The organism is Paludisphaera soli, assembly GCF_011064595.1.
Taxonomy (GTDB): Bacteria; Planctomycetota; Planctomycetia; order Isosphaerales; family Isosphaeraceae; genus Paludisphaera; species Paludisphaera soli.
The window spans coordinates 1-25,508 of sequence record NZ_JAALJI010000036.1 but is presented as its reverse complement, the minus strand read 5'-3'; the positions used below and the strand labels follow the sequence as shown (position 1 = coordinate 25,508).

The 25,508-nt window shown below is 72.0% G+C and carries 21 protein-coding genes and 2 pseudogenes; 15 read left to right on the top strand and 8 right to left on the bottom strand.

Features of this window, described 5'->3' with window-relative positions:
• The first annotated feature begins 46 nt into the window (after positions 1–46).
• Together G6O68_RS28350 and G6O68_RS28345 are read left to right on the top strand one after the other, a co-directional pair.
• Positions 47–1,219 carry a hypothetical protein gene (locus tag G6O68_RS28350; RefSeq protein ID WP_165252507.1) on the top strand — a complete coding sequence of 391 codons (1,173 nt, stop codon included), beginning with the start codon at positions 47–49 and terminating at the stop codon, positions 1,217–1,219.
• A 14-nt stretch (positions 1,220–1,233) separates the two neighbouring features.
• On the top strand, positions 1,234–2,274 hold the full coding sequence (locus G6O68_RS28345) for a DUF1559 family PulG-like putative transporter (protein WP_165252573.1): 1,041 nt from the start codon (positions 1,234–1,236) through the stop codon (positions 2,272–2,274).
• 7 nt (positions 2,275–2,281) lie between these two features.
• On the opposite strand, the pseudogene G6O68_RS33685 reads toward G6O68_RS28345, so the two are convergent.
• The 3 genes and pseudogenes from G6O68_RS33685 to G6O68_RS28330 form a co-directional block, all read right to left on the bottom strand.
• Positions 2,282–2,407: pseudogene (locus G6O68_RS33685) on the bottom strand (magnesium chelatase subunit ChlI family protein); the annotation flags it as partial.
• Positions 2,408–4,219 carry a hypothetical protein gene (locus tag G6O68_RS28335; protein ID WP_165252505.1) on the bottom strand — a complete coding sequence of 604 codons (1,812 nt, stop codon included), beginning with the start codon at positions 4,217–4,219 and terminating at the stop codon, positions 2,408–2,410. It abuts the pseudogene before it with no gap.
• A gap of 59 nt (positions 4,220–4,278) precedes the next feature.
• Entirely contained in the window at positions 4,279–5,814 is a 1,536-nt protein-coding gene (locus G6O68_RS28330) for a YifB family Mg chelatase-like AAA ATPase (protein WP_165252503.1), read from the bottom strand.
• A 323-nt stretch (positions 5,815–6,137) separates the two neighbouring features.
• Here G6O68_RS28330 and G6O68_RS28325 point away from each other — a divergent pair, with 323 nt between their 5' ends.
• The 3 genes from G6O68_RS28325 to G6O68_RS28315 all read left to right on the top strand — a co-directional run bounded on the left by G6O68_RS28325 (position 6,138) and on the right by G6O68_RS28315 (position 8,914).
• Positions 6,138–6,338 carry a hypothetical protein gene (locus G6O68_RS28325; protein ID WP_165252501.1) on the top strand — a complete coding sequence of 67 codons (201 nt, stop codon included), beginning with the start codon at positions 6,138–6,140 and terminating at the stop codon, positions 6,336–6,338.
• Between the two features lie 107 nt (positions 6,339–6,445).
• Entirely contained in the window at positions 6,446–7,540 is a 1,095-nt protein-coding gene (locus tag G6O68_RS28320) for a DUF1559 domain-containing protein (protein WP_165252499.1), read from the top strand.
• Positions 7,541–7,630: 90 nt separating this feature from the next.
• Positions 7,631–8,914, top strand: a complete 1,284-nt coding sequence (locus tag G6O68_RS28315) for an aminotransferase class V-fold PLP-dependent enzyme (RefSeq protein WP_165252497.1) — start codon at positions 7,631–7,633, stop codon at positions 8,912–8,914.
• Between the two features lie 13 nt (positions 8,915–8,927).
• Here G6O68_RS28315 and G6O68_RS28310 read toward each other — a convergent pair whose 3' ends face one another.
• Complete coding sequence (locus tag G6O68_RS28310; RefSeq protein ID WP_165252495.1) at positions 8,928–9,818, bottom strand: NAD(P)H-hydrate dehydratase; 891 nt, start codon at positions 9,816–9,818, stop codon at positions 8,928–8,930.
• 166 nt (positions 9,819–9,984) lie between these two features.
• On the opposite strand from G6O68_RS28310, the gene G6O68_RS28305 reads away from it, so the two are divergent.
• Together G6O68_RS28305 and G6O68_RS28300 are read left to right on the top strand one after the other, a co-directional pair.
• Positions 9,985–10,380, top strand: a complete 396-nt coding sequence (locus tag G6O68_RS28305; protein WP_165252493.1) for a phage holin family protein — start codon at positions 9,985–9,987, stop codon at positions 10,378–10,380.
• The gene (locus G6O68_RS28300; protein ID WP_165252491.1) at positions 10,359–11,099 is read left to right on the top strand and encodes a hypothetical protein; all 741 of its coding nucleotides are present in this window, start codon (positions 10,359–10,361) and stop codon (positions 11,097–11,099) included. The genes G6O68_RS28305 and G6O68_RS28300 overlap by 22 nt, the downstream gene beginning before the upstream one ends.
• A gap of 67 nt (positions 11,100–11,166) precedes the next feature.
• On the opposite strand, the gene G6O68_RS28295 is transcribed toward G6O68_RS28300, so the two are convergent.
• Positions 11,167–11,586, bottom strand: a complete 420-nt coding sequence (locus tag G6O68_RS28295; RefSeq protein WP_165252489.1) for a hypothetical protein — start codon at positions 11,584–11,586, stop codon at positions 11,167–11,169.
• A 17-nt stretch (positions 11,587–11,603) separates the two neighbouring features.
• A complete protein-coding gene (locus tag G6O68_RS32510) occupies positions 11,604–12,155 on the bottom strand; it encodes a DUF4177 domain-containing protein (protein ID WP_206108234.1) in 552 nt (183 codons plus the stop codon).
• A 222-nt stretch (positions 12,156–12,377) separates the two neighbouring features.
• On the opposite strand from G6O68_RS32510, the gene G6O68_RS28285 reads away from it, so the two are divergent.
• The 6 genes and pseudogenes from G6O68_RS28285 to G6O68_RS28260 all read left to right on the top strand — a co-directional run.
• A complete protein-coding gene (locus G6O68_RS28285; protein WP_165252487.1) occupies positions 12,378–13,643 on the top strand; it encodes a hemolysin family protein in 1,266 nt (421 codons plus the stop codon).
• Positions 13,644–13,810: 167 nt separating this feature from the next.
• Positions 13,811–14,266, top strand: coding sequence for a hypothetical protein (locus G6O68_RS28280; RefSeq protein WP_165252485.1), 456 nt, complete (start codon positions 13,811–13,813; stop codon positions 14,264–14,266).
• 76 nt (positions 14,267–14,342) lie between these two features.
• On the top strand, positions 14,343–14,984 hold the full coding sequence (locus G6O68_RS28275; RefSeq protein WP_165252483.1) for a thermonuclease family protein: 642 nt from the start codon (positions 14,343–14,345) through the stop codon (positions 14,982–14,984).
• Positions 14,985–14,988: 4 nt separating this feature from the next.
• The gene (locus G6O68_RS28270; RefSeq protein WP_165252481.1) at positions 14,989–15,981 is read left to right on the top strand and encodes a HEAT repeat domain-containing protein; all 993 of its coding nucleotides are present in this window, start codon (positions 14,989–14,991) and stop codon (positions 15,979–15,981) included.
• A 419-nt stretch (positions 15,982–16,400) separates the two neighbouring features.
• Positions 16,401–17,729: a Gfo/Idh/MocA family protein gene (locus G6O68_RS28265; RefSeq protein ID WP_165252479.1), complete on the top strand. Its 1,329-nt coding sequence runs from the start codon at positions 16,401–16,403 to the stop codon at positions 17,727–17,729.
• A gap of 112 nt (positions 17,730–17,841) precedes the next feature.
• Positions 17,842–18,930 (top strand): annotated as a pseudogene (locus G6O68_RS28260) (transposase); the annotation flags it as partial.
• 334 nt (positions 18,931–19,264) lie between these two features.
• Here the strand turns inward: G6O68_RS28260 and G6O68_RS33680 are convergent.
• Together G6O68_RS33680 and G6O68_RS28250 are read right to left on the bottom strand one after the other, a co-directional pair.
• The gene (locus G6O68_RS33680; RefSeq protein ID WP_165252475.1) at positions 19,265–20,374 is read right to left on the bottom strand and encodes a Gfo/Idh/MocA family protein; all 1,110 of its coding nucleotides are present in this window, start codon (positions 20,372–20,374) and stop codon (positions 19,265–19,267) included.
• A gap of 339 nt (positions 20,375–20,713) precedes the next feature.
• Positions 20,714–21,994 carry a beta-ketoacyl-[acyl-carrier-protein] synthase family protein gene (locus G6O68_RS28250; RefSeq protein WP_165252473.1) on the bottom strand — a complete coding sequence of 427 codons (1,281 nt, stop codon included), beginning with the start codon at positions 21,992–21,994 and terminating at the stop codon, positions 20,714–20,716.
• Between the two features lie 553 nt (positions 21,995–22,547).
• Between G6O68_RS28250 and G6O68_RS28245 the strand changes: the two genes are divergently transcribed.
• Both G6O68_RS28245 and G6O68_RS28240 read left to right on the top strand, forming a co-directional pair.
• Positions 22,548–23,741, top strand: a complete 1,194-nt coding sequence (locus G6O68_RS28245; protein ID WP_165252471.1) for a pyridoxal phosphate-dependent aminotransferase — start codon at positions 22,548–22,550, stop codon at positions 23,739–23,741.
• A gap of 258 nt (positions 23,742–23,999) precedes the next feature.
• Complete coding sequence (locus G6O68_RS28240; protein ID WP_165252469.1) at positions 24,000–25,346, top strand: hypothetical protein; 1,347 nt, start codon at positions 24,000–24,002, stop codon at positions 25,344–25,346.
• Positions 25,347–25,508 lie beyond the last annotated feature (162 nt).

Genomic DNA, 25,508 nt, shown 5'->3' with positions numbered 1-25,508 from the left:
TCAACGCCGATGACATGTCGGCCGACGTCCCCGGGGCGGAGATCCCATGAAGCCGAAGACCGTCGGCCCGATCGCCACCCTCGCAATCCTCCTCGCGGCCCTCGCCCCGTCCGGGGCGGGCGCCGAGCCCGCCCACGCGAAATTCCTGGCGACGGTCGCCGACCGCTTCGAGGAGAACCGCGCCAAGTTCACGCGGGGACGCGTCCGATTCGACTACCTGGACGGCCGCGCCGACGACCCCGACGCCGCGAGGAAGGGGGAGATCCGGGACCCCTGCACCGCCCGTTGCGAGTACCTGTTCGACGTCGAGGGGAAGCGTCCGCAGCTTCGCTACGAGAAGGAGTTCCCGCCCGAGGACATGGACGCCCGCACGAAGTCGATCTCGGATTCCCGGACGGCCTCCACCCTCGACTCGTTCCGCGCCCTGTGCGACGGGTCGCGAACGCTCTTCGACGCCATCTCCTGGCATCCCGGCCAGGGGCTGACCCACAACCCGGAGATCAGGCCGGGGAGCGACGATTTCGAGCGGCGGGCCGAGTTCCCCTACGAACTCGGCCTCCCCGAGCCGAAGACCAGGGGCATGGCCCGGCAGATTCGGAAAGCCCTCGCGGGCGAGGCGGGGGCCTCGGTCGGCTCGGTGGAGGAGGCGGCCCGCGTGGGCGACCGCGTCCTGGCCCGCTTCACCCTCCGCTTCGAGCACGGCGAGGTGACCTACCTGGTCGACCCCGAGCGTTCGTACGTCCCCCTGGAGTCGCGGTTCCGCTCCAGAGAAGGCCTTGAAAACGCGACGTTCTACGACGACGTCCGGCTCGCGCCGAACCGCGGCTGGCTCGCCTTCGAGCAGACCAAACACCTCGGCGGCGGCCCCGCGAGGCGACTCGTCGTCCGCGAGGCCGACTTCGAGGCGGCCCCCCGGCCGGCGGAGTTCGCGCTGGAGTTCCCGGAGCCGGTGCCGATGGTCGACGCGGCGAAGGGAGCCTGGTACCGCAAGCCGCAGAAGGTCTGGAGCCTCGCCTCGCTCCCCTCGTCGTCCTCGCCGAGCGTGAAGAAGCTGACCGTCCGGCGCGGGGAGTCGTCGTCGGGGACGCCGTCCGACCCGCTCCCCGGCGAGCTTGAGCCGCCCTCCTGGGCGCCGATGACGCTCGCCCTCGCGGCCGTCGGGATCCCGGCGGTCGCCCTGGCGATCCTCGCGATCCGACGCCGATCGGCCCGGCGATGAGGAAGGAAGACGCGATGCGACGGACGAGCGGGAACGAAGGCGGGCGACCGCTTCGGGGCTTCACCCTCATCGAGCTGCTGGTCGCCGTCTTCCTCGTCGGCGTCCTGGCGGCGCTCGCGATCGCGGGGGCCCAATCCGTGCGCGCCAGGGCGAGGCGGGCGGGCTGCTTGACCCACCTGGTGCAGATCAGTTTGGCGATGCACAATTACCTGCAGGCCGCCGGATCGTTCCCGCCGATCATGCTGGGCCGGCCCAACGGCGCTGGGGGAGAAGCCTACTCCCACCTCGTCAGCGCCTCGACGCGGTTGCTCCCCCACCTGGGCCAGGCGCCGCTCTACCACTCCGTGAACTTCGACCGGTCGCGGCCCTCCCCGATCGACCTCGACCTCAATTTCACGGCGATGACGACGACGGTGGCGGCCTTCCTCTGCCCGGACGACGCCCGCGCCACGGTCCCGGGCTACGGGCGGAACGGCTACCGGTTCAGCGTCGGCCCGACGGCGATGGGCGGGCCGGACCCCGTGGACTCGGCGTGGGATTCCGGGGCCTTCTCGGGCTCGAAGACGTACCGCCCTGCCGACTTCGCCGACGGGCTCTCCAACACGATCGGCGTCTCGGAGCGGCTCCAGGGGGACTGGACCCGGGGGCCGTTCCGTCGCGGGGGGGACTACCTGGGGCCGCCGGGTCCGGGGTTCGGTTCGAATCGATCGGCGGACCAGGCCGTCGCCCTCTGCTCCGGGCTCCGCGAGCCCGAAGCGATCGCCGATTCCCGGGGGGGCGAGACCTGGTTCTACACGGGCTACGCGTTCACCCTGTACAACCACTGCGCGACGCCCAACGGCGCGGTCCCCGACTGCGTCCTGGAACTCACCCCGGACACCCTCCACGGACGATCGCTCCGCGAGGGGGTGATGTCGGCCACGAGCCTGCACTCCGGGGGCGTGAACGTCGCCTTCATGGACGGGAGCGTCCGGTTCGTCCGCGACGCCATCCACCTGGCCGCCTGGCGAGCCCTGGGGACGCGCTCGGGAGGCGAGGCCGTCCCGGCCGAGTGACGGGACGTCCCATCCAGGCGCCGCGGTCGAGCGAGCGGCGGCCGACGGCCTCGGCGATGTGCTGGGGCTGGATGTCCTCGGAGGCTTCCAGGGCGGCGATCGTGCGCGAGACGCGCAGGACCTTGTCGCGGGCTCAGAAGCACGCCTTCTCCCAGCCCGTGCGGAGGAAGCCCCGGTAGCTTCGGAACAGCGACCCGGCCCGGGGGACGAGCGGCGCGAAGGCTCGGCTTCGGGAGAGGGCTTCGGCGAACTTTTTCTCGTACGGATCGAGGTCGGGGCCCTCGGCGTCCAGGGATTCGCCGATCGCGCGCAGCGCGGAGGCCGCGGCGGGCCAGTATTCCAGGTCCTCGCGGCAGGCGGGGGGCATGCCCGGCGGCAGCTCGTCCAGGAGGTCTCCGAGCTTGCGGGCGGCCTCGACGGTGATCCCCTTGGCGGTCAGCTCGTCGAGGACCACGACGGCCTCGGCGAGCCGCTCACCGGCGGCCTCGTCCCCGGTTTGCCAGTCGGTCAGGCGGCGGAGGACGCGGTGGGTCGACAGGTCGGGGTCCCAGAACCACTGGCCCATCAGGAAGGTGCTGGAGTCGCGTGTGGCGGCCTCCAGTCGGTGGCCGAACGCGACTTCGAGGCCGTTCCGCCGGACGGCCTGCGCCGTGCGCCGGAAGTAGTCCAGGTGCGGCGTGGGGAAGACGTAGGAGGACTCTGGGTTGGCCGCGAACAGGAAGGTCCCCCCGCGCATCCCCAGGCTCCGTTCCAGGTCGGGGACCGGGGCCGGAGAACCCTCCACCATGCCGATCATGGTGAGCGGGGCCGCCCCCGGCGGGGACTCGGCCTGCAGCCGCCGGGCGAGGCCCTCGCGGACCTCCACCTTCATCTCGGCCTCCCAGAGGTTCACCGGCCAGAGGTTGTACTCGATCTCGCCGTCGGGGTTCAGCTCCCGATACATCGCGCCGAACTCCCGGACCTGCCGGACGAGGCTGTCGACCTGGTTCGGCTTGCAGCCGTACCGCTCGCACCAGCAGCCGCCCGGGTCGTAGAACCAGACCTGGATCGCGTCAACCTCGCGGAACCACTCCAACTCGGACCGCCAGACGGCCTTCATCTGCTCCCACGCGCCGGGGGCGTTCGGGCAGACGCAGGCGAACCCGTGGCGGGCGTAGCTGATGTCGGCCTTCCATTCCGGATGGGCCTCCCAGAGGTCCCGGGGCAACATCGTCGGCGAGACCATGAACGTCACCTTCAGGCCCCGACGGCGCGCGTACCGGATCGCCTCGCGGACCCCTTCGTGGAGCCGGGCGTTGACGGGCCGTTTCGACAGCTCGGAGCCGGGGAACATCGTCTGGGAGTCGATCCAGAGGTAGACGTACCAGCGATTGAGCCGCGACAGGACCAGGCGGTCGACGTACCACCGCCACCTCGCCGCGTCCCACTGGTGGGGCGTGATCCCGGCCAGGTCGTAGCCGATGTTGAGGTACTCGCCCCGGGTCGCGATCGCCGGCTTCTCGACGAGCCGCCGGGCATCTCCCTCGCCCCACTCGGGGAACGCGAGCCGCACCCCCTCGGAATTCGCCCGAAGCCGCGTCTCCAGGTTCGAGACGGCATGGACCGCCCCCGCCGCCCCCGCGACCCGGACCGACAGCTTCCCCGGGCCGTCGGCCTCGATCAGGTAGCCCTCCTCGCGCTCGAAGTCGGCGAGCCCGGCGAAGGCCGCGTCGCCGGCGTCCTCGGAGACGACGACCTCCAGCCCGCCGTCCGCCGATTCGGGACCGCCCAGGGCGTGGACCCGCTCGCGGAAGTGCCGCACGGCCTCGTCGACGGCCTCGGACTGTATGGAGGACCGGAGGTCCCACCGGGCCATCGGAAAGTCCGCGGCCGTGGCGCTCGCGGCGAAGGCGAGGCAGCAGGCCAGCGCGCCGAGCGCGGCGGCCGGCGAGGCGTTCGTCGTCATGGTCGCGTCTCCAGGTGGGCGTCGCGGCGGGAGGGGGTGGCGAGGGTCGATCCGGGGCGTCACATCCAGACGCTGCGGTCGAGCGAGCGGTAGCCGACGGCCTCGGCGATGTGTTGGGGCTGGATGTCCTCGGAGGACTCCAGGTCGGCGATGGTGCGGGAGACGCGCAGGACCTTGTCGTGGGCGCGGGCGGAGAGGCCGAGTTCTTCCATGGCGGCCTTGAGGATGCTCATGGCCTCGGGCTTCAGCTTGCAGTGCTTGCGGAGCTGGCGCGGGGCCATGCGGCCGTTGACCAGCGTCCCCTCGCCGGCGAACCGTCTGGCCTGGCGGGCGCGGGCCTCCAAAACCTGCTCGCGGATCTGGGCCGAGGTCGCGCCGGGGGGCATCTCGGCGAGCTGGGTGAACGGGACGGCGGGGACCTCGACGTGCAGGTCGATGCGGTCGAGCAAGGGCCCGGAGATCCGGCTCAGGTACTTCTCCACCTGCGGCGGCGAGCATGAGCACGACCGACGAGGGTCGCTCCGGTACCCGCACGGGCACGGGTTCATGGCCGCGACCAGGATGAAGTCGGCCGGGAACGTGGCGCTGTTCATCGCCCGGCTGATGGTGACGCGGCCTTCCTCCAGCGGCTGGCGCAGGACCTCCAGTGTCTTGCGGTTGAACTCGGGCATCTCGTCGAGGAACAGCACGCCCTTATGCGACATGGAGATCTGCCCCGGCTGGGGCGGGTTGCCGCCGCCGACGAGGCCGGCGTCGCTCACCGAGTGGTGGGGCGTGCAGAACGGCCGGACGGCCATCAGCGCCTGGCCGGGCGCGAGCCTCCCCATGCTGCTGTAGATCCGGGTCGTCTCCAGGCTCTCGGCCGGGGTGAGCGGCGGCAGGATCGTCGGCAGCCGCTTGGCGAGCAGGGTCTTGCCCGAGCCCGGCGGCCCGATCATCAGGCAATTGTGATTCCCGGACGCGGCGATCAGCAGCGCGCGCTTGGCGTAATCCTGCCCCTTCACGTCGACGAAGTCCTCGTCCATGTGCGAGCACTTCGAGAAGATCTCGTCGAGGTCGACGGCCTCGGGGTCCATGTCGAGCTGGCCGGAGAGGAAGCCGACGGCCTCGGCCAGGCTCCCCACCGGGTAGACGTCGATCCCCTCGACGACCGCCGCCTCGGCCGCGTTGGCCCGGGGCACGACGACGCCGTCGCGGCCCTCGGCGGCGGCGCGCAGGACCATCGAGAGGACCCCCTTGATCGGCCGGGTCTCGCCCGTCAGGGCCAGCTCGCCGACCACCGCGAAGTCCCCCGGCCGGTCGAGCGCAATCTGCCCGCTCCCGGCCAGGATCCCCAGCGCGATCGGGAGGTCGAAGCCCCCGGCGTCCTTCTTCAGGTCGGCCGGGGCCAGGTTGATCACCACGCGGTCGGCCGGTCGCAGGTAGCCGGAGTTGACCAGGGCGCGCTCGACGCGATGGGTGCTCTCCTTGACGGCGACCTCGGCCAGGCCGACGAGGACGGTCTTGGGCATCGAGGCCGGCGAGACGTCGACCTCGACCTCCACCGGGGCGGCGTCGATCCCGATCAACGTGTAGGAAAAGAGCTTGGCGAGCATGTCTTCGGTGACCGTCTCGGGGCCGGGCCGCGGGGGCGTCGCGGGCCCGGGCCGCGCCCGGGCTTTCCTCTACTATACGTCCATGAACCGATGATTGCGAACGGCCGGCGGCCCCTCCCGGCCGGACGCCCGGGGGCGTCGCGGCGGGCCGCCCGGGACGGCGGTCGATCGTTGCGAGATTCTCATCTCCCTACTTGACGCAGCCCACGATGACAGGGATGCTGTGACGTATCGCCGGGTGACAGCCCTTCTCCCCCTCCTCATGAGGCCGGGGCCCCGGAATGCGAGTCCGCCGGTAAGGAAGCCGTGGAGGTCGTGCCGCGATGAAATACTGGATCCGATCCGCGTCGGCGTGCGGGGTCGCGTACGCGTGCCTCGCCTTCGCGGGCTGCTCGTCCTCGACCGCCGAGGCCCCCCAGATCGAGGGGAAGACCCCGGCCGATTTCCGCGAGGACATGGACAAGAAGATCAGCCATCCGCTCGGCGAACCCCCGCCCAAGGCCAAGCGGAGCGGCCGTCGATAAGGCGGACGCGCGTCCGCGCCGCCCCCCGCCCAAGCCCGCACTTCGATCGTTCCCCGTGGTCGTTCGTCGGCATCTTCGTCGTTTCTGCGAACCGAAAGGGCCTTTGCATGCGCTCGAACCCTCTCCCGCGTGGGGCTCGCGGCTTCACGCTGATCGAGCTTTTGGTGGTCATCGCCATCATCGCCGTCCTCATCGCGCTGCTGCTGCCGGCCGTGCAGTCGGCGCGCGAGGCGGCCCGCCGCGCCCAGTGCACCAACAACCTGAAGCAGATGGGCCTGGCGGTCCACAACTACGTCAGCGCCAACGAGACCCTGCCGATCGGCGCGTTCTACATGTACCCCCTGACCTGCAACCGCTGGAAGCAGGCCCACAGCTTCTTCGTGGGGATGCTCCCCTACATGGAACAGGGGACCGTCGGCAACGCCTTCAACTACAACCTGCACCCCTACCAGGCGGACAACTCGACGGTGATGGGCCTGGGGATGAGCATGCTCTGGTGCCCCAGCGACGGCGAGGTCTCGCAGCCGGTGCAGGCGTCGATCCCGCGCAACTACCTGGGGGGCTGCAGCGGCATGCCCGGCGGTGCCACGGCCACCCCGGCCTGGAAGCTCTACCACACCTCGTACGCGGGCAACGCCGGCGTCTTCCCCAACTACCCCACCGGCCCTTCGGGGGTCGACGCCGACTACGGCGCCAAGACCGGCCAGGCCAACGGCGTGATCTACTTCGGCAGCGCCACCCGGATCTCCTCGATCACCGACGGCACCAGCAACACCCTCCTGATCGGCGAGCGGGACTTCTCGCGGATCCAGCCCCAGGCGGCCAAGGACGTCTGGTTCCTCTGGTTCTCCAGCGCCTTCAGCGACACCATGTTCTTCACCTTCTTCCCGATCAACCCGTACAACCGGATCGCCACCCCCACGGTGGGCGACCTGGGGGTGCCCGGCGGCGGCAACGCCTACACGGCGGCGGCCTCCAGCCGGCATCCGGGCGGGGCGAACTTCGCCCTGTGCGACGGCTCGGTCCGGTTCATCAAGGACTCGATCAGCACCTGGCCCTACGACCAGACCACCCTGCTGCCGATCGGCGTCACCCTGAACGCCAACGGCACCTACTCCCTGGCCCCGGGCACGCAGACGGGCATCTATCAGGCCCTCTCCAGCCGCAACGGCGGCGAGATCATCAGCGCCGACCAGCTCTGACCCGGACGGGCCCGACGACGCGCCGCGCGGGCCGATCCCGCGCGGCGCGTCCCCTTCCTTTTCGAACCGCACCCGACCGGGAGCCCGCTCATGACGAGCCGACGCGCCTTCCTCGCCGGGGCCTCGGCCCTCGGTGCCGTGGCCTTCCGCGCCGACGCCCTGGACCGCGCCGCCGGCGCGGCCGAGGACCTCGGCGACGCACGCCCGTGCGACCTCGCCGCCGACGAGGACTACTGGGGCGAGATCCAGCGCTGTTTCGACGCCGACCGCACCGTCGTCAACCTGAACAACGGCGGCGTCTCCCCCACGCCGACCCACGTCCTGGAGGCCATGATCCGCGACCTGCGGTTCACCAACGAGTCCCCCGTGCAGCACATGTGGCGGGTGCTGGAGCCGAGGGTCGAGTCGGTGCGCCGGGACCTCGCCCGCGAGTTCGGCTGCGACCCCGAGGAGATCGCCGTCACCCGCAACGCCTCCGAGGCGATGGAGACCCTGATCTTCGGGATCGACCTGAAGCCCGGCGACGAGGCGATCATCACCGACCAGAACTACCCCCGCATGCAGACGAGCTGGGCCCAGCGCGCCCGCCGCGACGGGATCGTCGTCAAGAAGCTCGCGTTCCCCGTCCCCCTCACCTCGCCCGACGACTTCCTCGGCCGGATCGAGGCGGCGATCACCCCGCGCACCCGCGTGATCGAGATCCCCCAGGTCACGAACCTCACCGGCCAGGTCCTGCCGGTCCGCGAGGTCGTCGCCCTGGGGAAGTCGCGCGGGATCGAGGTCTTCGTCGACGGCGCGCACGCCTTCGCCCAGCTCCCCTTCCGCCGCGACGACCTGGACTGCGACTACTTCGGCACCAGCCTGCACAAGTGGCTGCTCGCCCCGATCGGCACCGGCTTCCTCTACATCCGCAAGGCCAAGCAGAAGTCGATCTGGCCGCTCATGGGGGCGGACCCCGAGCTGGACGAGGACGTCCGCAAGTACGAGCAGATCGGCACCCACCCGGCCGCGAACCACAACGCCGTCTCCGCCGCGATCGCCTTCCACCGCGCGATCGGCGTGGAGCGGAAGTCGGCGCGGCTGCGGCACCTGCGAGACCGCTGGGCTAGGGCCCTCCTGGACGCCAGCCCGAAGTTCAAGCTCTGGACCCCCCTGGACCCGGACTGGTCGTGCGGGATCGCCCTGGTGCAGATCGAGGGGATCGACTGCGGCAAGCTGTTCGGCCACCTCTGGGACAAGCACCGGATCGTGACCTCGCCCACCAAGCACGCCCAGTTCGAGGGGGTGCGGATCTCGGCGAACGTCTACACCACCCCCCAGGAGCTGGACCTGTTCGTCGACGCGATGAAGAACGCGGCCGCGAACGGCGTCTGACCGCCCGCCCGGCTCAGGCCTGGACGGCCGCCAGCAGGCGGAGCATCGCCTCGGGGAGGTGGTCGACCACGTCCGAGGCGATCAGGCCGTCGTCGCCGAGCTTGCGGGCGGCGGCCTCGCCGGCGAGGGCGTGGAGGTGGACGCCCCAGGCGGCCGCCGTCGTCGGGTCGGCCCCTCGGGCCAGGAGGCCGCCGATGACCCCCGCCAGGACGTCGCCGCTGCCGGCCGTCCCCAGGCCGGGCGTCCCGGCCCGGTTGACCAGGAAGTCGCGGCCGGCGACCAGCGTCTCGCGGCCCTTCAGGACCAGCACGCACCCCCATCCCTCGGCGTGGCGGGCCGCCAGCGCCTCGCGGTCGGCCTCGACCGCCTCGGGCTCGACGCCGATCAGCCGGGCCATCTCCAGCGCGTGCGGCGTGAGGACGCGCGGCCCGGCCCCCGCGGGCCGGCCGGCCTCGCCCCAGGCGTTCAGGGCCTCGGCGTCGACGACCGTCGGCAGCGGGCAGCCTTCGAGGAACTTCGAGGCGGTCCGGCGGGTCTCCGCGTGCGAGCCCATGCCGGGCCCGATCACGACGGCGTCGCAGGGCTCGACCTGGCTCTCAAGGATCGCCAGGGCGCCCCCGGCGGCCGTCCCCGCGTCGGTCTCGGGGAGGGCCAGGACCATCAGCTCCGGGACCGCCGCGCCGACTGCGAGGGCCGCCGACCTCGGCACGGCCGCCCGCACCGTCCCGCAGCCGACCCGGAGCGCGGCCCGCGCCGACAGGATCGCCGCCCCGGGGAGGCCGACCGATCCGGCGACGATCAAGAGCTTCCCCCGGTCCCCCTTGCCGGCCTCGGCCGCATGCTCGGGGAGCGGGTGCTCGGCCAGTCGTCTCGCGTCGATGATCTTCGGCTCGCGTCGGCTCATGATCTCGGTCCTCCCGACGATCCTTGTGCAATCGGCGCGCCCGCGGCTCGTTCCGGTCGCGGCGCTTTCACATCATCATGACGGGATTCGTCGCCCGTCCGCTGCGAGTGGCACGACGGTTGCTAACGATATCGAGAGATCCCCGGTGTTCGAGGAGGAGAGGCCTTTGGCGAACGACGACGAGACGTCACCCCTGGTCGAGCGGATCGGGCCCATCGCCCGCGACGCGGAGCAGCTCCTGGCGTTGCACGGCGAGTTGATCCGGAGCGAGTTCCGGCAGGCCGCCGCCGCGATCCCCCCCGCGCTGGCCTCGATGGGGGCGGGGGCGGGGCTGGCGGCGACGGGCGGGCTGTTCGGCGCGCTGGCCCTGGTCCACGGCCTGCACCGGGCGACCCGGCTGCCGCTCTGGGGCTGCTACGGCCTCGTCGGCGGACTGCTGGGCGCGGCGGGCGCGGGGCTGGCGGCCTCGGGGGCCCGGCGGCTCTCCGCGGTGGACCTCGTCCCTCGCGAGACCCTCGCGACGCTGAAGGAGGACCTCGAATGGGCCCTGGGGAAGAAGTAGCCGCCACGCCGACCGAGATCCGCGAGGCGATCGCCCAAGTCCGTGCCCGCCTCGGGGCGCACCTCCGCGCCCTGGGCTCTCCCGAACCTTCCACTTCCAGCGAGGCCGACGGCCCCGGAGACGCCACGATGTCAGTTTCCAAGACCTCCCAAGGCGCGGCGAAGACCAAGTCGACCAAGTCGGCGTCCAAGAAGGCTGAGCCCAAGGCGAAAGCCGACGCGAAGACCAAGGCCGACGCCAAGGCCAAGGTCGAATCCAAGCTCAAGCCCACGAACAAGCCGAAGGCGAAGGCCAAGTCCGACGCCAAGGCGCCCGCCAGGCTGAAGGCCTCCGGGGCCGCCTCGTCCTCGAAGTCCACCCGCAAGCCCGCCGCGAAGAAAGGTCCGGGGCTGGTCTCGCAGGCCGGCGAGGTCCTCGACACGCTGGCCGCCGGCGCGGTGATCGGGGCGGTGAAGGCCGCCGCGCAGTCGATCGCCCAGGAGGAAGCGAAGGCCCTCAAGGGGGGGCGGGGCCGCACCAAGGCCCCGACGACCGCCGACGTCCTGGCCGAGATGGCCCCCGGCGCGGCCGTCGGCGCCGTGGCCGGCGCGGCGATGTCGGTCATGCCCGAGGAGCCCGTGGCCGCCGTCAAGGCCGAGGCCGCGCCCGGCCCCGAGGTCGCCGCCGAGGCGAAGCTCTCCGCGAAGCCGGCCAAGAAGTCCCGCCGCAAGGACTCCTGAGGCGAGCCGCCGACGCATCCCGAAGGCCCGGGGAGCCCCCCCGGGCCTTCGCTTGCGCCCCGCCCCGTCAGGTCCTCCGGATGTGGCTCCGCAGGCCGAAGCGGGCATGGAACGCGACCGCCCCCGGGACCGGCGCGTCGTGGTCGACCGTCCACAGCCAGAAGCCGTGGTCCAGAAACTCGGCGAAGGCGTCCACGGCCCCCGCCCTCGTCTCGACGATCCGGATGGACTCGTCCAGGCAGGCTGCGAAGACCGCCTCCCGCGCGGACGAGGGCGTGAAGGCCCCGGAGGCAAGCCCGACGTGCAGCCTCGCCGCGAGTTCCTCGGCCCGAAAGCTCTCCTCCGCCGCGTACCTCCGGCCCTTGGCCGCGCTCCGGGCGCGGCCGCGTCCTGGCCGCATGGCGGGGGCGCTGACGACGCCGAAGCGGATCCCCTCGGCCCAGGCGTCGTCGACCTGCCGCCGCGCGTCCTCTCGGTTCCAATCCACGAGGGTCCTCTTCCGCCTCAGCGTTCCAGCAGGACGACGACCTCTTCCTGCATGGCCCCCTGGAAATTCTTAACGTGGGGGAGGCACATGGACTTGGCGACCCAGCCCAGCTTGGCGTAATGGTTGATCGCGTCCTCCAGGCGGGTCAGGTCGAACTTGCCCTCGAAGATCCGGTCCTTCGAGGTCAGCAGCTTGTACTCGCGGGCCGGGGCCTGGACGTCGGGCGGGTGATCGGCGACGGCGGCCGTCGTCGTCGTCGGCATCGATGACGACGGCGACGGCGGGGGCGGCTCGTGGTGGGCGACGGCGGGGAGCACCAGGGACGACTGGTCGGGCGCGAGCGACCAGGCGGCGGCGTCCAGGCCCTCCACGGCGATCCCCTCGTATTCCTTCTGGGAGGCCGGGGACGGCGTCGCGTGGGCGGCGGCCGCGCCGACGGCGGCGTGGGCCTTCTCCGGCGCGGCGACCTGGAAGGCGCCCCCGCATTTCTTGCACTTGAGCCGGGCGCCGACCAGGCCGACCGGGATCTTGCCGCGTTCGCCGCACGAGGGGCAGGCTATGTGAAGCATCGTCGCGATCCTCCGGCTGCGGGGATGGGCCCCCGGTTCGGGGCCCCGGGACGGCGTCCAGGGTAACGCGCGCCGGGGGGCTGTTCCATAAGGGAGTTCGGCGCGCCTGGATGGATCGGCGATCCGGGGCGACGGCCGCCCGCTTCTGGTAGGATGGAGCCCGGCGCGGCGAGGACGCGCGCCGGACGGATGGAACGCTCCCGAACCGAGCTGGGTTGCCGAATGACATCGATCGTGGTGCTCGCGCTGGGGATCCTGGCCCTGCTGACGGCGGCCGGCCTGTTTTCGCTGCTGGAGAGGGCGTCGGAGGCGTCGCAGGTCCAGCGCCTCCGCGAGCAGGCGGCGCGCGGCGACCGGGGGGCGAAGGCGGCCCTGAGGCGCGCCGGGGACCCGGAATCGGCCGCCGTGGCGGCCCGGGCCGCGGCGACCTTCGCGCTGGTGCTCGGCGGCGCCGCGGCCGGCGCGGCCCTGACGGCCGGCCGGGCGGCCCCCGACTGGCTCGCGACCGCGGCGGCCGCCGCGGCGATCGCGGCGGCGGCGACGGTCCTGGCCGACGTCGTCCCCCGCGCCCTGGCCGAGGGGCGTCCCGAGTGGTTCGCCGCCAGGCTGGCGGGGACGGTCGGCCTGGCGACGGCGACGATCGAGCCCCTGACGCGGGCCCTCCGGCGGGCGGGCGGCGCCCTCGCGCGTCGACTCGGCGCGCGGGGCCCCGAGCGGACCTCGGGGACCGAGCAGCGGATCAAGGACCTGATGCGCGAGGGGGCCGAATCGGGCGGCTTCGACGCCTCCAAGCACGCGATCTTCAAGCGCGTCTTCCGGTTCTGCGAGCGCCGCGCCCGGGCTCTGATGACCCCCCGCGACCAGGTCGTCTGGCTCGACGTCCGCGACTCTCCCGAGGAGATCGCGCGCAAGATCACGCTCAGCCCGCACGCCAGCCTGCCGGTCTGCGACGAGAGCCTGGACAACCTGCTGGGCCTGGTCCAGATGAAGGACCTGCTCGCCCGCGGCGCCGAGGGCCAGCCCACCCGGTTCAAGGGGCTCCTCTCCCTGCCCGACTTCATCTACGAGGGGACGAGAGGGCCGCAGATCCTCGACGTGCTCCGCAAGGCCCCCACCGGCGCGGCCGTCGTGCTCGACGAGTACGGCTCGGTCGTCGGCGTCATCACCCTGGCCGACGTCCGCGACGCCCTCGTCGGCACCATGGTCGAGAAGCCCGAGGACGAGGCCCCCCGCGCCGTCCAGCGCCCCGACGGCTCCTGGCTGCTCGACGGCCGGTTCCCGATCGACGAGTTCGTCGAGCTGTTCCAGGTCCCCGAGCCCCCCCAGGGGGAGTTCGACACCCTCGGCGGCCTGGTCGTCACCCGCCTCGGCCGCATCCCCCGCGTCGGCGAAGGCTTCCAGGACCTGGGCCTCCGCTTCGAGGTCGTCGACATGGACGCCAACCGCGTCGACCACGTCCTCGTCCGGCCGCTCGAACCGGCCTACTGAGCCGCGACCCGCGACGCATCCACGTCCGCATGCGCACGCATCCCGGATCCCCGCCTCGCCTTTCGACGCGAAGACTCGTCACGCCTCGACCCCGCGTCGCGTAGAACGCACGTCGTGGACGGTTGAAAAAGTTCCGATCCCGGGCGTCGAAGGGAGTGAGGGGCGTCATGCGCATGGATCCTGACGACATCAAGACGTACAAGAAGTTCCGCTACTACGTGAGCACCAACATCCCCGAGGTGCGGAACATGCCGTTCATCATCAACGCCCTGAAGCGGTTCTCCGGGAACACCTCGGAGAAGACGATCAAGGACGCGCTGCTCTGGAACAAGGGGCCTGAGATCCAGCTCGTGGAAGGCCTGATCTGCGCGGGCGTGAAGGCGTCGGGCTGCTACCGGGTGGACTCGAACGTCATCCGGGTGGAGAAGGCCCACGTCGATGAGTTCGAGGCCGGCAAGGGGCTGCGGCACACGTCCTCGGGCAAGCTCGTCTACTTCGTGGGCCTGACTCTGCTGCACGAGCTTTGCCACTGGGCCAACGACGGCACCGGCGCCGAAGACCTGACCCACGAGAAGTTCGAGCAGGCCCTCTACGGCAAGGTCATCGACGCCTCCGACAACTAACCGGCCCGCCCCCCCGCCGGCCGCTTGCCCGCCCCCCCGATCCTGGGTTAGCCTCGGTCCCAGGGGGTTATGCTTGATGCGGCGCGACGTTCCGAGACCGTTCCCGACCCGACCGGCCTCGGCCTGGCGGCGCTGGTCGTTCCGCCTGCGCCTGATCCTCGCCCTGGCGGCGCTGGCCTTTCTCGTCCATCGCGAGTGGAGCCGTCCGGCCCCGGCCCCGCGCGGCCGGGACGGCCGGGTCGCCCGCGCGGCGAAGGTCCGCGTCCCTGTCGATCCCCGGCACGTCTGGGTCGACGACGGCGACACGATCCGGATCCGCTGGCCCGACGCGCCGGCCGAGCGCGTGCGCGTCCTGGGGATCGACGCCCCCGAGGTCGGCAACCGACGATATCCCGGCCGCCGCGAGCAGGACTACGGCGAGGAGGCCAAGGCCTTCGCGCGTCGGCTCATCCTGGGGGCGGGACGGCTGGAGCTGCTCCGCGCGGCGCGTCCCGACCGCTACGGCCGGACGCTCGGCTACCTGTTCGTCGACGGCGAGAACTACTCGGTCCTGGCCGTCGAGGCCCACATGGCCGAGTCGACCGTCGGCCGCTTCGGCGACAACGGGTTCCCCGAGGAGGCCGCCCGGGTCGAGGCCGCCGCCCGCGAGGCCGGGCCGCCGCCGTTCGAGTCGCCCAAGGACTTCCGCGACCGGGCCGCCGCCCGCAAGGCCGGGTGAGGCCGTGGCCAAGCGGGCGAGCTTCGACGACAAGCTGGCGGCGATCAAGCGGCTCCGCGACCAGCCCGGTCCCGAGCCGGGGGACGTCCCCGCGCTCCGCAAGGCGATCGGCGACCGCTCCCACTTCGTGGTCGCCGCGGCGGCCGAGGTCGCCGGCGCCTGGCGGCTGGCCGAGGTCGCCCCCGACCTGGAGGCCGCCTTCGGCCGGTTCCTCGTCGACCCGGTCAAGGACGACAAGCTCTGCCGCGCCAAGATCGCGATCGTCCAGGCGCTGGAGAAGCTGGAGCACCCCCGCGACGAGGTCTTCGCTAAAGCCGCGAGCCACGTCCAGAGGGAGCCGGCCTGGGGCGAGCCGCCGTGGGTGGACACGGCCCCTCCCCTCCGCGCGGCGGGCCTGATCGGCCTGACCCGGATCGACCCGCCGGCGCTGGCGGCCAGGCTCGCCGACGCCCTGCTCGACCCCGAGCGCGACGTCCGCTCGGCCGCCGCGAGCTGCCTGGGGGCGATCGGCACCGACGCGGCGGGCCTGGTCCTGCGGTTCAAGTGCCGGATCGGCGACAAGGAGCCCGACGTCCTGTCGGAAGCCCTCCGCGCCCTGCTGGCGATCTCGGTGGAGCACCTGCCGTTCGTCCGCGAGTTCCTCGACGCCGAGGACGAGGGCCGTTGCGAGGCAGCCGCCCTGGCGATGGGGAACGCCCGCATCCCCCAGGCCCTCGGCCCGCTCCTCGGACGCTTCGCCTCCGCCACGTCCCCCCCCGTCCGCGAGACGATCCTGCTGGCCGTCGCCATGCTCCGCGCCTCGGCCGCGATCGACGCCCTGCTCCACCTCGCCGCCGATGAATCCGAGGCCACCGCCCGCGACGCCCTGAAAGCCCTGAAGATCCACAAGCACGACCCCAAGCTCGTCGCCCGCCTCGCCGCCGTCGTCGCCGCGAGCGGCAGCCCCGCCCTCCGGGCCCGGTTCGCCCGCGACTTCCCGCCCGCCGAGCCGGGCTGACCGCGATCGGCTTCGTTCGCGCCGGCCCGAGAACGAACCCATCGGACGCAAAGCTTTTCCCCGAAGGCGATTCCAACACGAACTCGGCACCGGAAATTGGGTTCGTTCGGCGCGCTTCGCGTGCCGCGACGACGTCGCACCGTGGCGCCGAGCCGAGTTCGTGCTTCCCGATCCGCGAATTGCCAAGGAGCCGAGAGCCGCCCGCGCAGACCCTCAGGGGAACCATGCTACTTTTTCGGCCGTCTCGGACGGCGTGGCGGGAAATCCGTTCGATTTCAGGCACCCGCCTCGGCCGCCGTCGGCCCTCACACGACGGCCCGCCCCGAGGCCGACGCGGGCGGTCCCTTGCGTCGCGGCCGTCGCGGGGCGATCATCGCGGGGTTCCGATCCAGACCGGTCGACGGCATCGAGGGAGTCCGATGATGGAAGCGATCCCACGCAGGACGGTGCTCCGGCGCGGCGCGTTGGGCGCGGCGGGGCTGGGCTTGGCGGCGAGCGGCTTGCGGGCGAGGGCAGACGGGGCGGCCAGGCCCCGGGTCGTCGTCGGCCTGATCGGCGCGGGGGGGATGGGGAGCGGGCACCTCAAGCTCCTGGCGGCGAGGCCGGACGTCGAGGTCGCCTGCGTGAGCGACGTGGACGCCGAGCGGCTGGCGTCGGCGGCGGCGATCGTCGAGAAGGGGTCGGGCAAGGCCCCGGCCGCCGAGCGGGACCTGCGACGCCTGCTGGACGACCGTCGGATCGAGGCCGTCTGGATCGCCACGCCCGACCACTGGCACGCGCCGGCGGCGATCCTCGCGCTCGACGCCGGGAAGCACGTCTACGTCGAGAAGCCCTGCTGCCACAACATCCGCGAAGGCCGGCTCATGGCCGACGCCGTGGCCCGCTCGGGCAAGCACCTTCAGGTCGGCACCCAGAGCCGCAGCACGGCCGTGGTGAAGGACGCGATCGACCGGGTGCGGGGCGGCGCGATCGGCGAGGTGCTGGTCGCCAAGGCCTGGAACAGCCAGCTTCGCGGGTCGATCGGCAAGACGGAGCCCTCGGAGCCGCCGTCGAACCTGGATTACGACCTCTGGCTCGGCCCCGCCCCGGCGGTCCCGTATCGGTCGAACCTCCTCCCCGGCGTCTGGCGATGGTGGCGCGACTTCGGCTGCGGCGACATGGGAAACGACGGCGTCCACGACATCGACGTCGCCTGCTGGGGCCTGGGGGTGGAAACCCACCCCTCGCGGATCGCCTGCCTGGGGGGCAAGTCGTTCTTCGACGACGATCAGCAGTTCCCGGACACCCAGTACGCCGTCTTCGAGTACCCCGACGCGGCCGGGCCGGGCGAGGCGAAGCGGCTGATCTTCGAGCAGCGGATCTGGTCCCCCTACGTCCAGGAAGGCTACGAGAACGGCGCGGCGTTTTATGGGACCGAGGGGATGCTGGTCATCGGCCACACGGTCGGCTGGACGTTGTACGGCCGCAAGAACCAGAAGCTCGCCGAGCGCACCGGCCCGGCCGACGTCTCGGCCCACCACGACGACTTCCTGGCCTGCGTGCGCGGCGAGTCGAAGGCCCCGAACGCCGACATCGCCGTGGGCCACCGTTCCGCCGCCCTGGTCCACCTGGCGAACATCGCCGCGCGGGTCGGCCGCGTCCTGGACTTCGACCCGATGGCCGAGGCGATCCGGGGCGACGACGAGGCCGCCGCGATGGTCTCGCGCAGCTACCGCGAGGGCCACTGGGCCGCCCCCCGGACGGCCTGAGCGGGATCGTGACGACGATGGCTGAATAACGTCCTTCCCCCCTGGCGGCATAGATGAGGACACATCTTTTCGACTGGGTGATTTGGCGGCCGGCCGGGTAGTCTGGGTCGGCATGGCTACCACTTCGGATCGCTGGATCGGCGGGCATCAGGCCCGGTTCTGGAAGCTCGTGAGCGGGCACGCGCACGCCGTCAATGCCCTGGCCACGGGGATCTCGGCGCTGCCGGCGGCGGCGGGGCCGTTCGCCGCGGCGCGGGCCATGACCCGGTTCCTCAACAACGACGCGATCCCCTTCCACGCCCTGATCGAGCCGGCCCAGGACGCCGTCCGCTCGGCCCTGGCAGGGCGCGGCGGCCGGTTCGTCCTGGTCGTCCACGGCTGGTGCATGTTCAACTTCCGCACGCACGACTCCAAGGGGGACCGCCGCCGACGCTCGCACGCCGCCGACCTGGGCTACGAGCTGGGCTCGGCCCTGGCCGTCGACGCCGACGACGGCCGGCCCCTGGGGCCGATGGAATTCCGCCTCCGCACCGCCGGCGGCGTGCTCTCGACCCGCCTCGGGGGGGCCGAGGACCCGCCCGGCCGCGTCGACGAGCTGGGCGACGCCATGGCCGCCGCCGAATCCTGGCGGCTGCCGCGCACGCCCGTGCACGTCGTCGATCGCGAGGCCGACTCGGTCGGCCACTACCGCGATTGGGACGCCGCCGGCCGGCTGTTCGTCGTCCGGGCCGACGCCTCGCGCGAGGTCCTGCACGGCGGCCGCGAGCGGAAGCTGGACGGCGTCGCCGCCGGCCTGGCCGGCGAGTTCGTCGCGGCCCGGGGCGACGACGGCGGGCCGGCGATCGTGACGCTCAAGGCCGGGGCCGGGCGGATCAAGGCGGCCGAGGCGGGCGTCGTCCTGCACCGGGCCGCGCGACGCAACACCGGCGAGAAGACCGCCGCGGGGGGCAAGAAGCAGGTGGACGTCCCCGGCCCCCCGCTCCCCTTGCGACCGGTCGCGACCCGCGTGGTCGGCGACCTGGGGGCCGTCCTGGCCGAATGGCGGCTGTTCACGAACGTCCCGGCCGAGCGGGCCGACGCGGCGACCATCGGCCGCTGGTACGCCCGCCGCTGGGAGGTCGAGACCTACCACAAGCTGCTGAAGTCGGCCGGCATGAACGCCGAGGGATGGCGGCAGCAGGAGGGCGAGGCGTTCCTGCGCCGCCTGTGCGCGGCGAGCCTGGCCTGCCTGACCGTCTGGCACCTGCGCCGCGAGGAGTCGGAAGAGGCGGCGAAGCTGCGGGCGACCCTGGTGCGGCTGTCGGGCCGCCGGATGAAGCACGGGGTGGAGTCGACGGCCCCGGCCCTGCTCGCCGGCCTGGAGAAGCTGCTGGCGACGCTCGACCTGCTGGAGTCCCACGACCTCGACGACCTCCGCCGCCTCGCTCGATCCATCCCCCCGAACTCTTCAACTCCTCGTAGCGCAGACTTGTGTAGACAGGGATGCCCACCGAGGGTGAAGGGAAGACGCGTGAGACCTGCCGAGGCGGCCTCAGTCAGGCGCGGGGCAGCCGGGTCAGCGGGTGGGAGGCGCGTTCGGCCAGCGGCATGGGGGAGAGGCCGCGACGGCCGTGGGAGTCGTAGCAGGCCAGGATCATCTCGACGGCGGCGCGGCCGGAGCGGGCGTCGACGGCGGGTTGCGAGTCGGTCTCGACGGCTCGGATCAGGTCGTCGAGGATGGCGCGGTTGCCGGCCGCGAGGGGGTCGCCGCCGGCTCCGGGCTCGTCGGTAGCGGTGATGGCCGACCAGGCCCCGGGGCCGGCGGCCTCCCACGCGGCGTCGGCGAGGAGGAAGGCGGGCGGGGACCAGCCGAAGCCCATGCCGATGCAGCCCTTCGAGCCGCGGATCTCCAGGCCGAACCGCTTGCCCGGCTCCTTCGGGCGGGCGGTCGCGAAGTGGGCGACGGCGGCGGTGCCCTGGAAGCCGAACATCGCATCGATACGGTCGCCGGCCAGCGGGCCGATCCCCTCGGCGCCGTCGCGGACGTCGGCCGGCCCGACCGGCCGGCCCTCGGCGGTGACGCGGGCGAAGCACCAGGCGGGCTCGCCCAGCAGGTCGCGGCAAAGGTCCAGAACGTGGACGCCCAGGACCATCAGGTCCTCGCCGCCTCCCCGGCGGTCCTCCTTGCCGCGCCCCCGGAGTTCCAGCACCTCGCCGATCACCCCCTCGGCGATCATCGCCTTGATCCGCGCGTAGCGCGGGGCGTATCGGGTCTGGAAGGCCATCGCCAGCTTCATGTGGGTGCGGTCGCAGGCGTCGACGATCGCGTCGCACGAGGCCAGGTCGGGGGCCATCGGCTTCTCGCAGAAGACGCCGCGCACGCCGTTCTCGGCGCAGGCCAGGACCATGTCGGCGTGGCCGTCCAGCCAGCGCGGGGCGACGGCGACGAACTGGGGCTTCTCGGCCTCCAGCATCGCCCGGTGGTCCTCGTAGGACTTCTCGACCCCCAGCCGCTTCGCCGCCCGTTCGCGGCCGGCGGGGTCGGGGTCGGAGACCGCGACGACCTGGAGCCGGGGGTCGTCCCGGAACGCCAGGTCGAGGCCGTGGCCGTAGTCGCCGCGTCCCGTCCGGCCGATCACCGCCGCGCGATAAGGGGGAGCGAACACGTCCGAGCCCTCCGATTGCCGAGAGATCCGCCGACCGACGCCCCTCGGATCGTCCCCCGACGGCTGGGTGCCGTCAAAGGAAATCGCGGGGGGAGACGACGGGCGACGCATTCAAGCCGGCCAGGTGGTGGCGGATTTCGGTCGGGGTGCCACGGGTTCCCCGAACCCGTGGACCGGCCGGGGGTCTCGGCGACGGCTCGGGAGCGGCCCGACGCCGATCCACGGGTTCGGGGAACCCGTGGCACACAGGCGGAACTCGACCGGGGGGTGGTCGCTTTCGTCTCGATATCCCGCCCAGGGCGGCCGGGCCGGCCGCCCCACGGGGGGGTCGCCTGGGGGTCAGACGCGTTCGAGGACGAGGCTGGCGTTCTGGCCGCCGAAGCCGAAGCTGTTGGACATGGCGGCGCGGAGGGGCATCTCGCGGGCCGTGTTGGGGACGTAGTCCAGGTCGCAGTCGGGGTCGGGGGTGGCCAGGTTGATGGTCGGCGGGACGACCCCGCGCTCCAGGGCCATGGCGGTGGCGGCGGCCTCGACGGCGCCGGAGGCCCCGATCAGGTGGCCGATCATCGACTTCTGGCTGCTCATCGGGATCGACGGGGCGCGGTGGCCGAAGACCCGCTTCACGGCCATGGTCTCCATCAGGTCGTTGAGCCGGGTGCTGGTGCCGTGGGCGTTGATGTAGTCCACCTCGCCGGCGTCGAGCTTCGCCTCGCGGAGGGCCGAGGTCATGGAGAGCGCCGCGCCCTTGCCCTCGGGCTCGGGGCGGGTGATGCCGAAGGCGTCGAACGAGGAGCCGTAGCCGGTGACCTCGGCGTAGATCCGCGCACCGCGGCGCCTGGCGCGGCGGTAGCTCTCCAGCAGGAGGACGGCGGCCCCTTCGCCCAGGACGAAGCCGTCGCGGTCGGCGTCGAACGGCCGGGAGACCTCGACGGGCGGGCGGACCGACGCGCTGACGGCCTTCATCGCCGAGTAGGCGACGAGCAGCTGGGGGTCGAGCCGGCTGTCGCAGCCGCCGGCGAGCATCACGTCGGCGTCGCCCCGGGCGATCAGCCGGAAGGCGTCGCCCACGGCCTGGGTGCCGGCGGCGCAGGCGGTGACGATGGTGTTGTTCGGCCCCATCGCGTGGTGCAGGATCGAGATGTGGGCCGCCGCCATGTTCGGCAGGTGCTGCAGGAGCCAGAGCGGGAAGATCGACTCGGAACGCGACTGCGCGAACCGGGCCATGTCGAACCCGCCGTCGGCGCCGAGCCCCGCGCGGATCGGCGCGACCAGCTCGCCCACGTCCACCGGCGTGATCCCGGTCCCCATGCAGACGCCGAACCGCGTCGGGTCGAGCTTAGAGCGGTCGACCCCCGAGTCCTCGACCGCCATCGCCGCCGCGCCGACCGCGAACCGCATGGCGCGGCTCATCAGCTTGGCGTTCTTCTTGTGCTCGCCCAGGTAGGGCGTCACGTCGAAGTTCTTGACCTCGCCGGCGATCTTGATCGGCAGTCCCGTCGTGTCGAAACTCTCGATGTAACCCACGCCCGAGCGGCCCTCGGCGATCGCCTCGCTGAAGGCGCGCGACCCGATCCCGTTAGGCGCGACCACACCGATCCCTGTGATCACCACGCGGTGCATAATTCCCACCCTCACCCGGTGCCCGACGAACTTGCAGTGTGGGATTCCCGCCCCGACCGTCCTGACCCCCTCAGCTCCACCGGCGACGGGCCGTCCCGCCGCGAAAGCCCACCGGACTCCCTTCCGTCCCTGAAATCGAACCTAACCCATGCCGGCCGACGGAAAGACTCACGCAGCCACTTCCCGCCGGATTCTTCGCCGTCCGCCGGCACGTCTTGCCCTGCCATGTCATTTTAACACGCTGTCGAAAGCCTTGCAATCGGCGGCCTCAATCTGGGGTAAATATAGACGACTAGGCAAGCAGCTTCCCAAAAAACGCTCCCGACGCACGCTTCGGGAAGGATCGCCGCACGAGTGGGGAGGGCCGACAGAACTTGCCGACGAACCCCCGGGACGGCATAGTCGTCTGAATGACGGTATCGGCCGCCGACTGTGGCGCCGGATACGGGAAGGCGGGCCGCCCCGGGGTCGGGGTTCCCGTCGTCCCGCCTGGGCCGGTCGCGCGAATCGAGGCCGGCCCCACCCCCAATTTGCGAACGCGAAAGGTCCGAGAATGCCTCTCTCTCTGGCGGAACGGGCGGGATTGATCGAGCCCTCCGCGACCCTGGCGATGGGCGCCGAGGCGCGCAAGCTCAAGGCCCAGGGCCTCGAGATCCTGGACTTCGCCCTGGGCGAGCCCGACTTCGACACGCCGGCCAACATCCAGGACGCCGCCATCCGCGCCATGCGCGAAGGCAAGACCCACTACACCCCCCCGGCCGGCATCCCCGAGCTTCGCGAGGCCGTCGCGAAGGTCTACACCGACCAGCACGGCGTGAAGACGGACCCGGCGCAGGTGGTGGTCTCGAACGGGGCCAAGCATGCCATCCACAACGCCCTCATGGCCGTCTGCGGCCCGGGCGACGAGGTGGTCATCCCCGCCCCCTACTGGGTCAGCTACTCCGACCTGGTGAAGCTCACCGGCGCGAAGCCGGTCCTGGTCTCGACGCCCGAATCCGCCGGGTTCAAGATGACCCCCGAGCAGTTCGAGGCGGCCGTCACCCCCCGGACCAGGCTCCTGATGATCAACAGCCCGTCCAACCCGACGGGCGTGGTCTACGAGCGCTCGGAGCTGGCGGCGCTGGCCGAGGCGGTCCTCAAGACCGACGTCGGCGTGCTCTCGGACGAGATCTACGAGCAGCTCACCTACGGCGACGCGCGGCCGACCTGTTTCGCGAGCCTGCATCCCGAACTCCCAGCCCGGACCATCACCGTCTCGGGCGTCAGCAAGACGTACGCCATGACCGGATGGCGGATCGGCTGGAGCGTCGCCCCGACGGCGGTGTCGAAGTTCATCGGCGACCTCCAGAGCCAGGAGACGAGCAACCCTTGCTCTATTAGTCAGTACGCGGCGATCGAGGCGATCGTGGGGCCGCAGGACTCGGTCCGCGAGATGAAAACCCAGTTCGCCCGCCGCCGCGCCTACGTTTTGGAGCGGATCGAGAAGCTCCCGGGCGTCACCTGCCTGCCGCCGGGGGGGGCGTTTTACGCCTTCATGAACGTCTCGTCGCACTTCGGCCGGACGCTCGCGGGCCGGGAGGTCACGGACTCCACCTCGTTCTGCCTGGCCGCTCTGGCGAAGGCGAACGTGGCGCTCGTGATGGGCTCGGCCTTCGGGTCCGAGGGCTACGCCCGGATGTCGTTCGCGACCGACCTGGCGACCCTGGAGAAGGGATTCGACGCCCTGGAGCGGTTCCTCGCAAGTTGAGCGGCCGGGAGGCCGATGAAAGGGGAAGCGGAGGGCTGCGGGATCGCTGATTGAGGGGCCTCACACTCCCGGATCGACCTTGCGTCGGTCTCCGACCTGGGCTAAGTTGCGGCCCCCTTCGCGATTCCACCTCTTTCTGGATATCCCGCGCCGGTTTCCCGTTCGCCCCGGCCGTCCGATCCTCGCGGCGTCGACCGAATCGACGCCGCCGGACCGACCGCCCGGATCCGACCCGTCCCGTCGAGGAAAGCCCGACCCATGATGGCCAAGGCCGCGTCTCGCATGCTGCTCGCGCTCTCGGCCTGCCTGGCGGCCGCCGGCTGCCGGACCGGCGGCGCGCCGTCGGCCCGGTCGACGCCCCCGCCGGCCCCCCCTAAGGTCTCGTTCTACCTCGACGAGTTCGTCCGCGACCACAACCGCAACGCGCGACTGATCCAGACGGTGAAGTCCAGCCCTTCGATCGGGGTCCGGGTGATTGAGCCCGACACCGGCAAGGCCAGGAGCTACTCGGCGAGCGGACGGTTGGCTGTGGTCCAGCCTTACGATTTCAAGCTGGAACTGGGGAGTCGCGGGATCGGGCTCGATCTGGCTGACATGGGCTCGAACCGCGACGAGTTCTGGTTCTGGGTCAAGAACGATGACCGATACATCTTCCGGGCCGCCTACGAAGACCTGGCCAAGAGCGACCTCGCGGCCACCTACCAGCCAGACTGGATCGTCAGCTCGTTGGGCCTGAGGCCGATCACGCCCGACGAGGCGGCCGCGGCCCGGATCACCCCCGGCCCCCAACCCGGCACGACGCTGCTGCGGCTCCCCCCCTCGCGCGACCAGGGTTCGGCATACATCCGCGAGATGGTCGTCGACGACGCGACGAACCGGATGCTCGCCTTTCACGCCTACGATCGGGACGGCAAAACCCTGCGCGGACGCGCGACCATCAAGCACTACGCCGAGATTCCGGTCAAGTCGGTCGTCGAGGCCGAGGACGAGGCCAACTCCGAGCGGGATCGCCCTGCGGAAGTGACGTGCCGGGTCCCCGACAACCTCATGCTGGAATGGATCGATGAGAAACTGACGCTGGAAATCAGCATGTCGGGCATCAAACTCAACCAAGAATTCCCGGAATCACAACGCACGGCGTTGTTCGTCCAACCCCAGCTGAGCGGGGCCAAGACGATGGACCTCGCCGAAATGACCCCCACCCGCCCCCGCGGCGAGACCGGCCCCGGCCGCGGCGGCGACACCACGGTCCGCGAGACGCTCCCCGCGCCCGAGCCGATCCCCTCCCCGTCGCGACGAGGGGCCTCGGCCGCGCCCCGCGAGGGCAACGGCGTCCGCCTGGGCCCGCCGGTCGAGATCAGCGGCGCGCGGCTCCAGTCGCCCGACGACGACCCCGAGCCGCGGCCCCGCCAGGGGACCGGAGCCGGCGCCCGTCCGGCCTCGCGACGCACCGCGCCCCGGCCCGACTCGCCGGCGGCCATCCCCCTGATCCTCCCCGTCCTGGACGAGGTCGTCGGCGCCGCCCCCCCTCGCGCCCCCGAATCGCCCCGCTTCCAGACCGCCCGCGCCGAGGACCACCCCGGCGACCTTCATATCGCCCGCTGACCGTCGAGAATCCCTCCGCCCTGGCGAGGGAAGGCCGGCACGAAGGCCCCGGAGCATCCGCCTTCGCGAATCGTGCTTCTCCCCTCGTGGGAGAAGGTGGCCGAAGGCCGGATGAGGGAGCGACGAGCACGAGAACCATCGGAGGAACACAGGCCGTCCTAG

Excerpts from the sequence above, each read along its gene's own strand:
- G6O68_RS28265 (WP_165252479.1), top strand. The coding sequence starts at position 16,401 with ATGATGGAAGCGATCCCACGCAGGACGGTGCTCCGGCGCGGCGCGTTG.
- G6O68_RS28245 (WP_165252471.1), top strand. The coding sequence starts at position 22,548 with ATGCCTCTCTCTCTGGCGGAACGGGCGGGATTGATCGAGCCCTCCGCG.
- G6O68_RS28280 (WP_165252485.1), top strand. The coding sequence starts at position 13,811 with ATGCGCATGGATCCTGACGACATCAAGACGTACAAGAAGTTCCGCTAC.
- G6O68_RS32510 (WP_206108234.1), bottom strand. The coding sequence starts at position 12,155 with ATGCTTCACATAGCCTGCCCCTCGTGCGGCGAACGCGGCAAGATCCCG.
- G6O68_RS28240 (WP_165252469.1), top strand. The coding sequence starts at position 24,000 with ATGATGGCCAAGGCCGCGTCTCGCATGCTGCTCGCGCTCTCGGCCTGC.
- G6O68_RS28275 (WP_165252483.1), top strand. The coding sequence starts at position 14,343 with ATGCGGCGCGACGTTCCGAGACCGTTCCCGACCCGACCGGCCTCGGCC.
- G6O68_RS28285 (WP_165252487.1), top strand. The coding sequence starts at position 12,378 with ATGACATCGATCGTGGTGCTCGCGCTGGGGATCCTGGCCCTGCTGACG.
- G6O68_RS28350 (WP_165252507.1), top strand. The coding sequence starts at position 47 with ATGAAGCCGAAGACCGTCGGCCCGATCGCCACCCTCGCAATCCTCCTC.
- G6O68_RS28315 (WP_165252497.1), top strand. The coding sequence starts at position 7,631 with ATGACGAGCCGACGCGCCTTCCTCGCCGGGGCCTCGGCCCTCGGTGCC.
- G6O68_RS28345 (WP_165252573.1), top strand. The coding sequence starts at position 1,234 with ATGCGACGGACGAGCGGGAACGAAGGCGGGCGACCGCTTCGGGGCTTC.
- G6O68_RS28250 (WP_165252473.1), bottom strand. The coding sequence starts at position 21,994 with ATGCACCGCGTGGTGATCACAGGGATCGGTGTGGTCGCGCCTAACGGG.
- G6O68_RS28310 (WP_165252495.1), bottom strand. The coding sequence starts at position 9,818 with ATGAGCCGACGCGAGCCGAAGATCATCGACGCGAGACGACTGGCCGAG.
- G6O68_RS28335 (WP_165252505.1), bottom strand. The coding sequence starts at position 4,219 with ATGACGACGAACGCCTCGCCGGCCGCCGCGCTCGGCGCGCTGGCCTGC.
- G6O68_RS28320 (WP_165252499.1), top strand. The coding sequence starts at position 6,446 with ATGCGCTCGAACCCTCTCCCGCGTGGGGCTCGCGGCTTCACGCTGATC.
- G6O68_RS28300 (WP_165252491.1), top strand. The coding sequence starts at position 10,359 with ATGGGCCCTGGGGAAGAAGTAGCCGCCACGCCGACCGAGATCCGCGAG.
- G6O68_RS28325 (WP_165252501.1), top strand. The coding sequence starts at position 6,138 with ATGAAATACTGGATCCGATCCGCGTCGGCGTGCGGGGTCGCGTACGCG.
- G6O68_RS28330 (WP_165252503.1), bottom strand. The coding sequence starts at position 5,814 with ATGCTCGCCAAGCTCTTTTCCTACACGTTGATCGGGATCGACGCCGCC.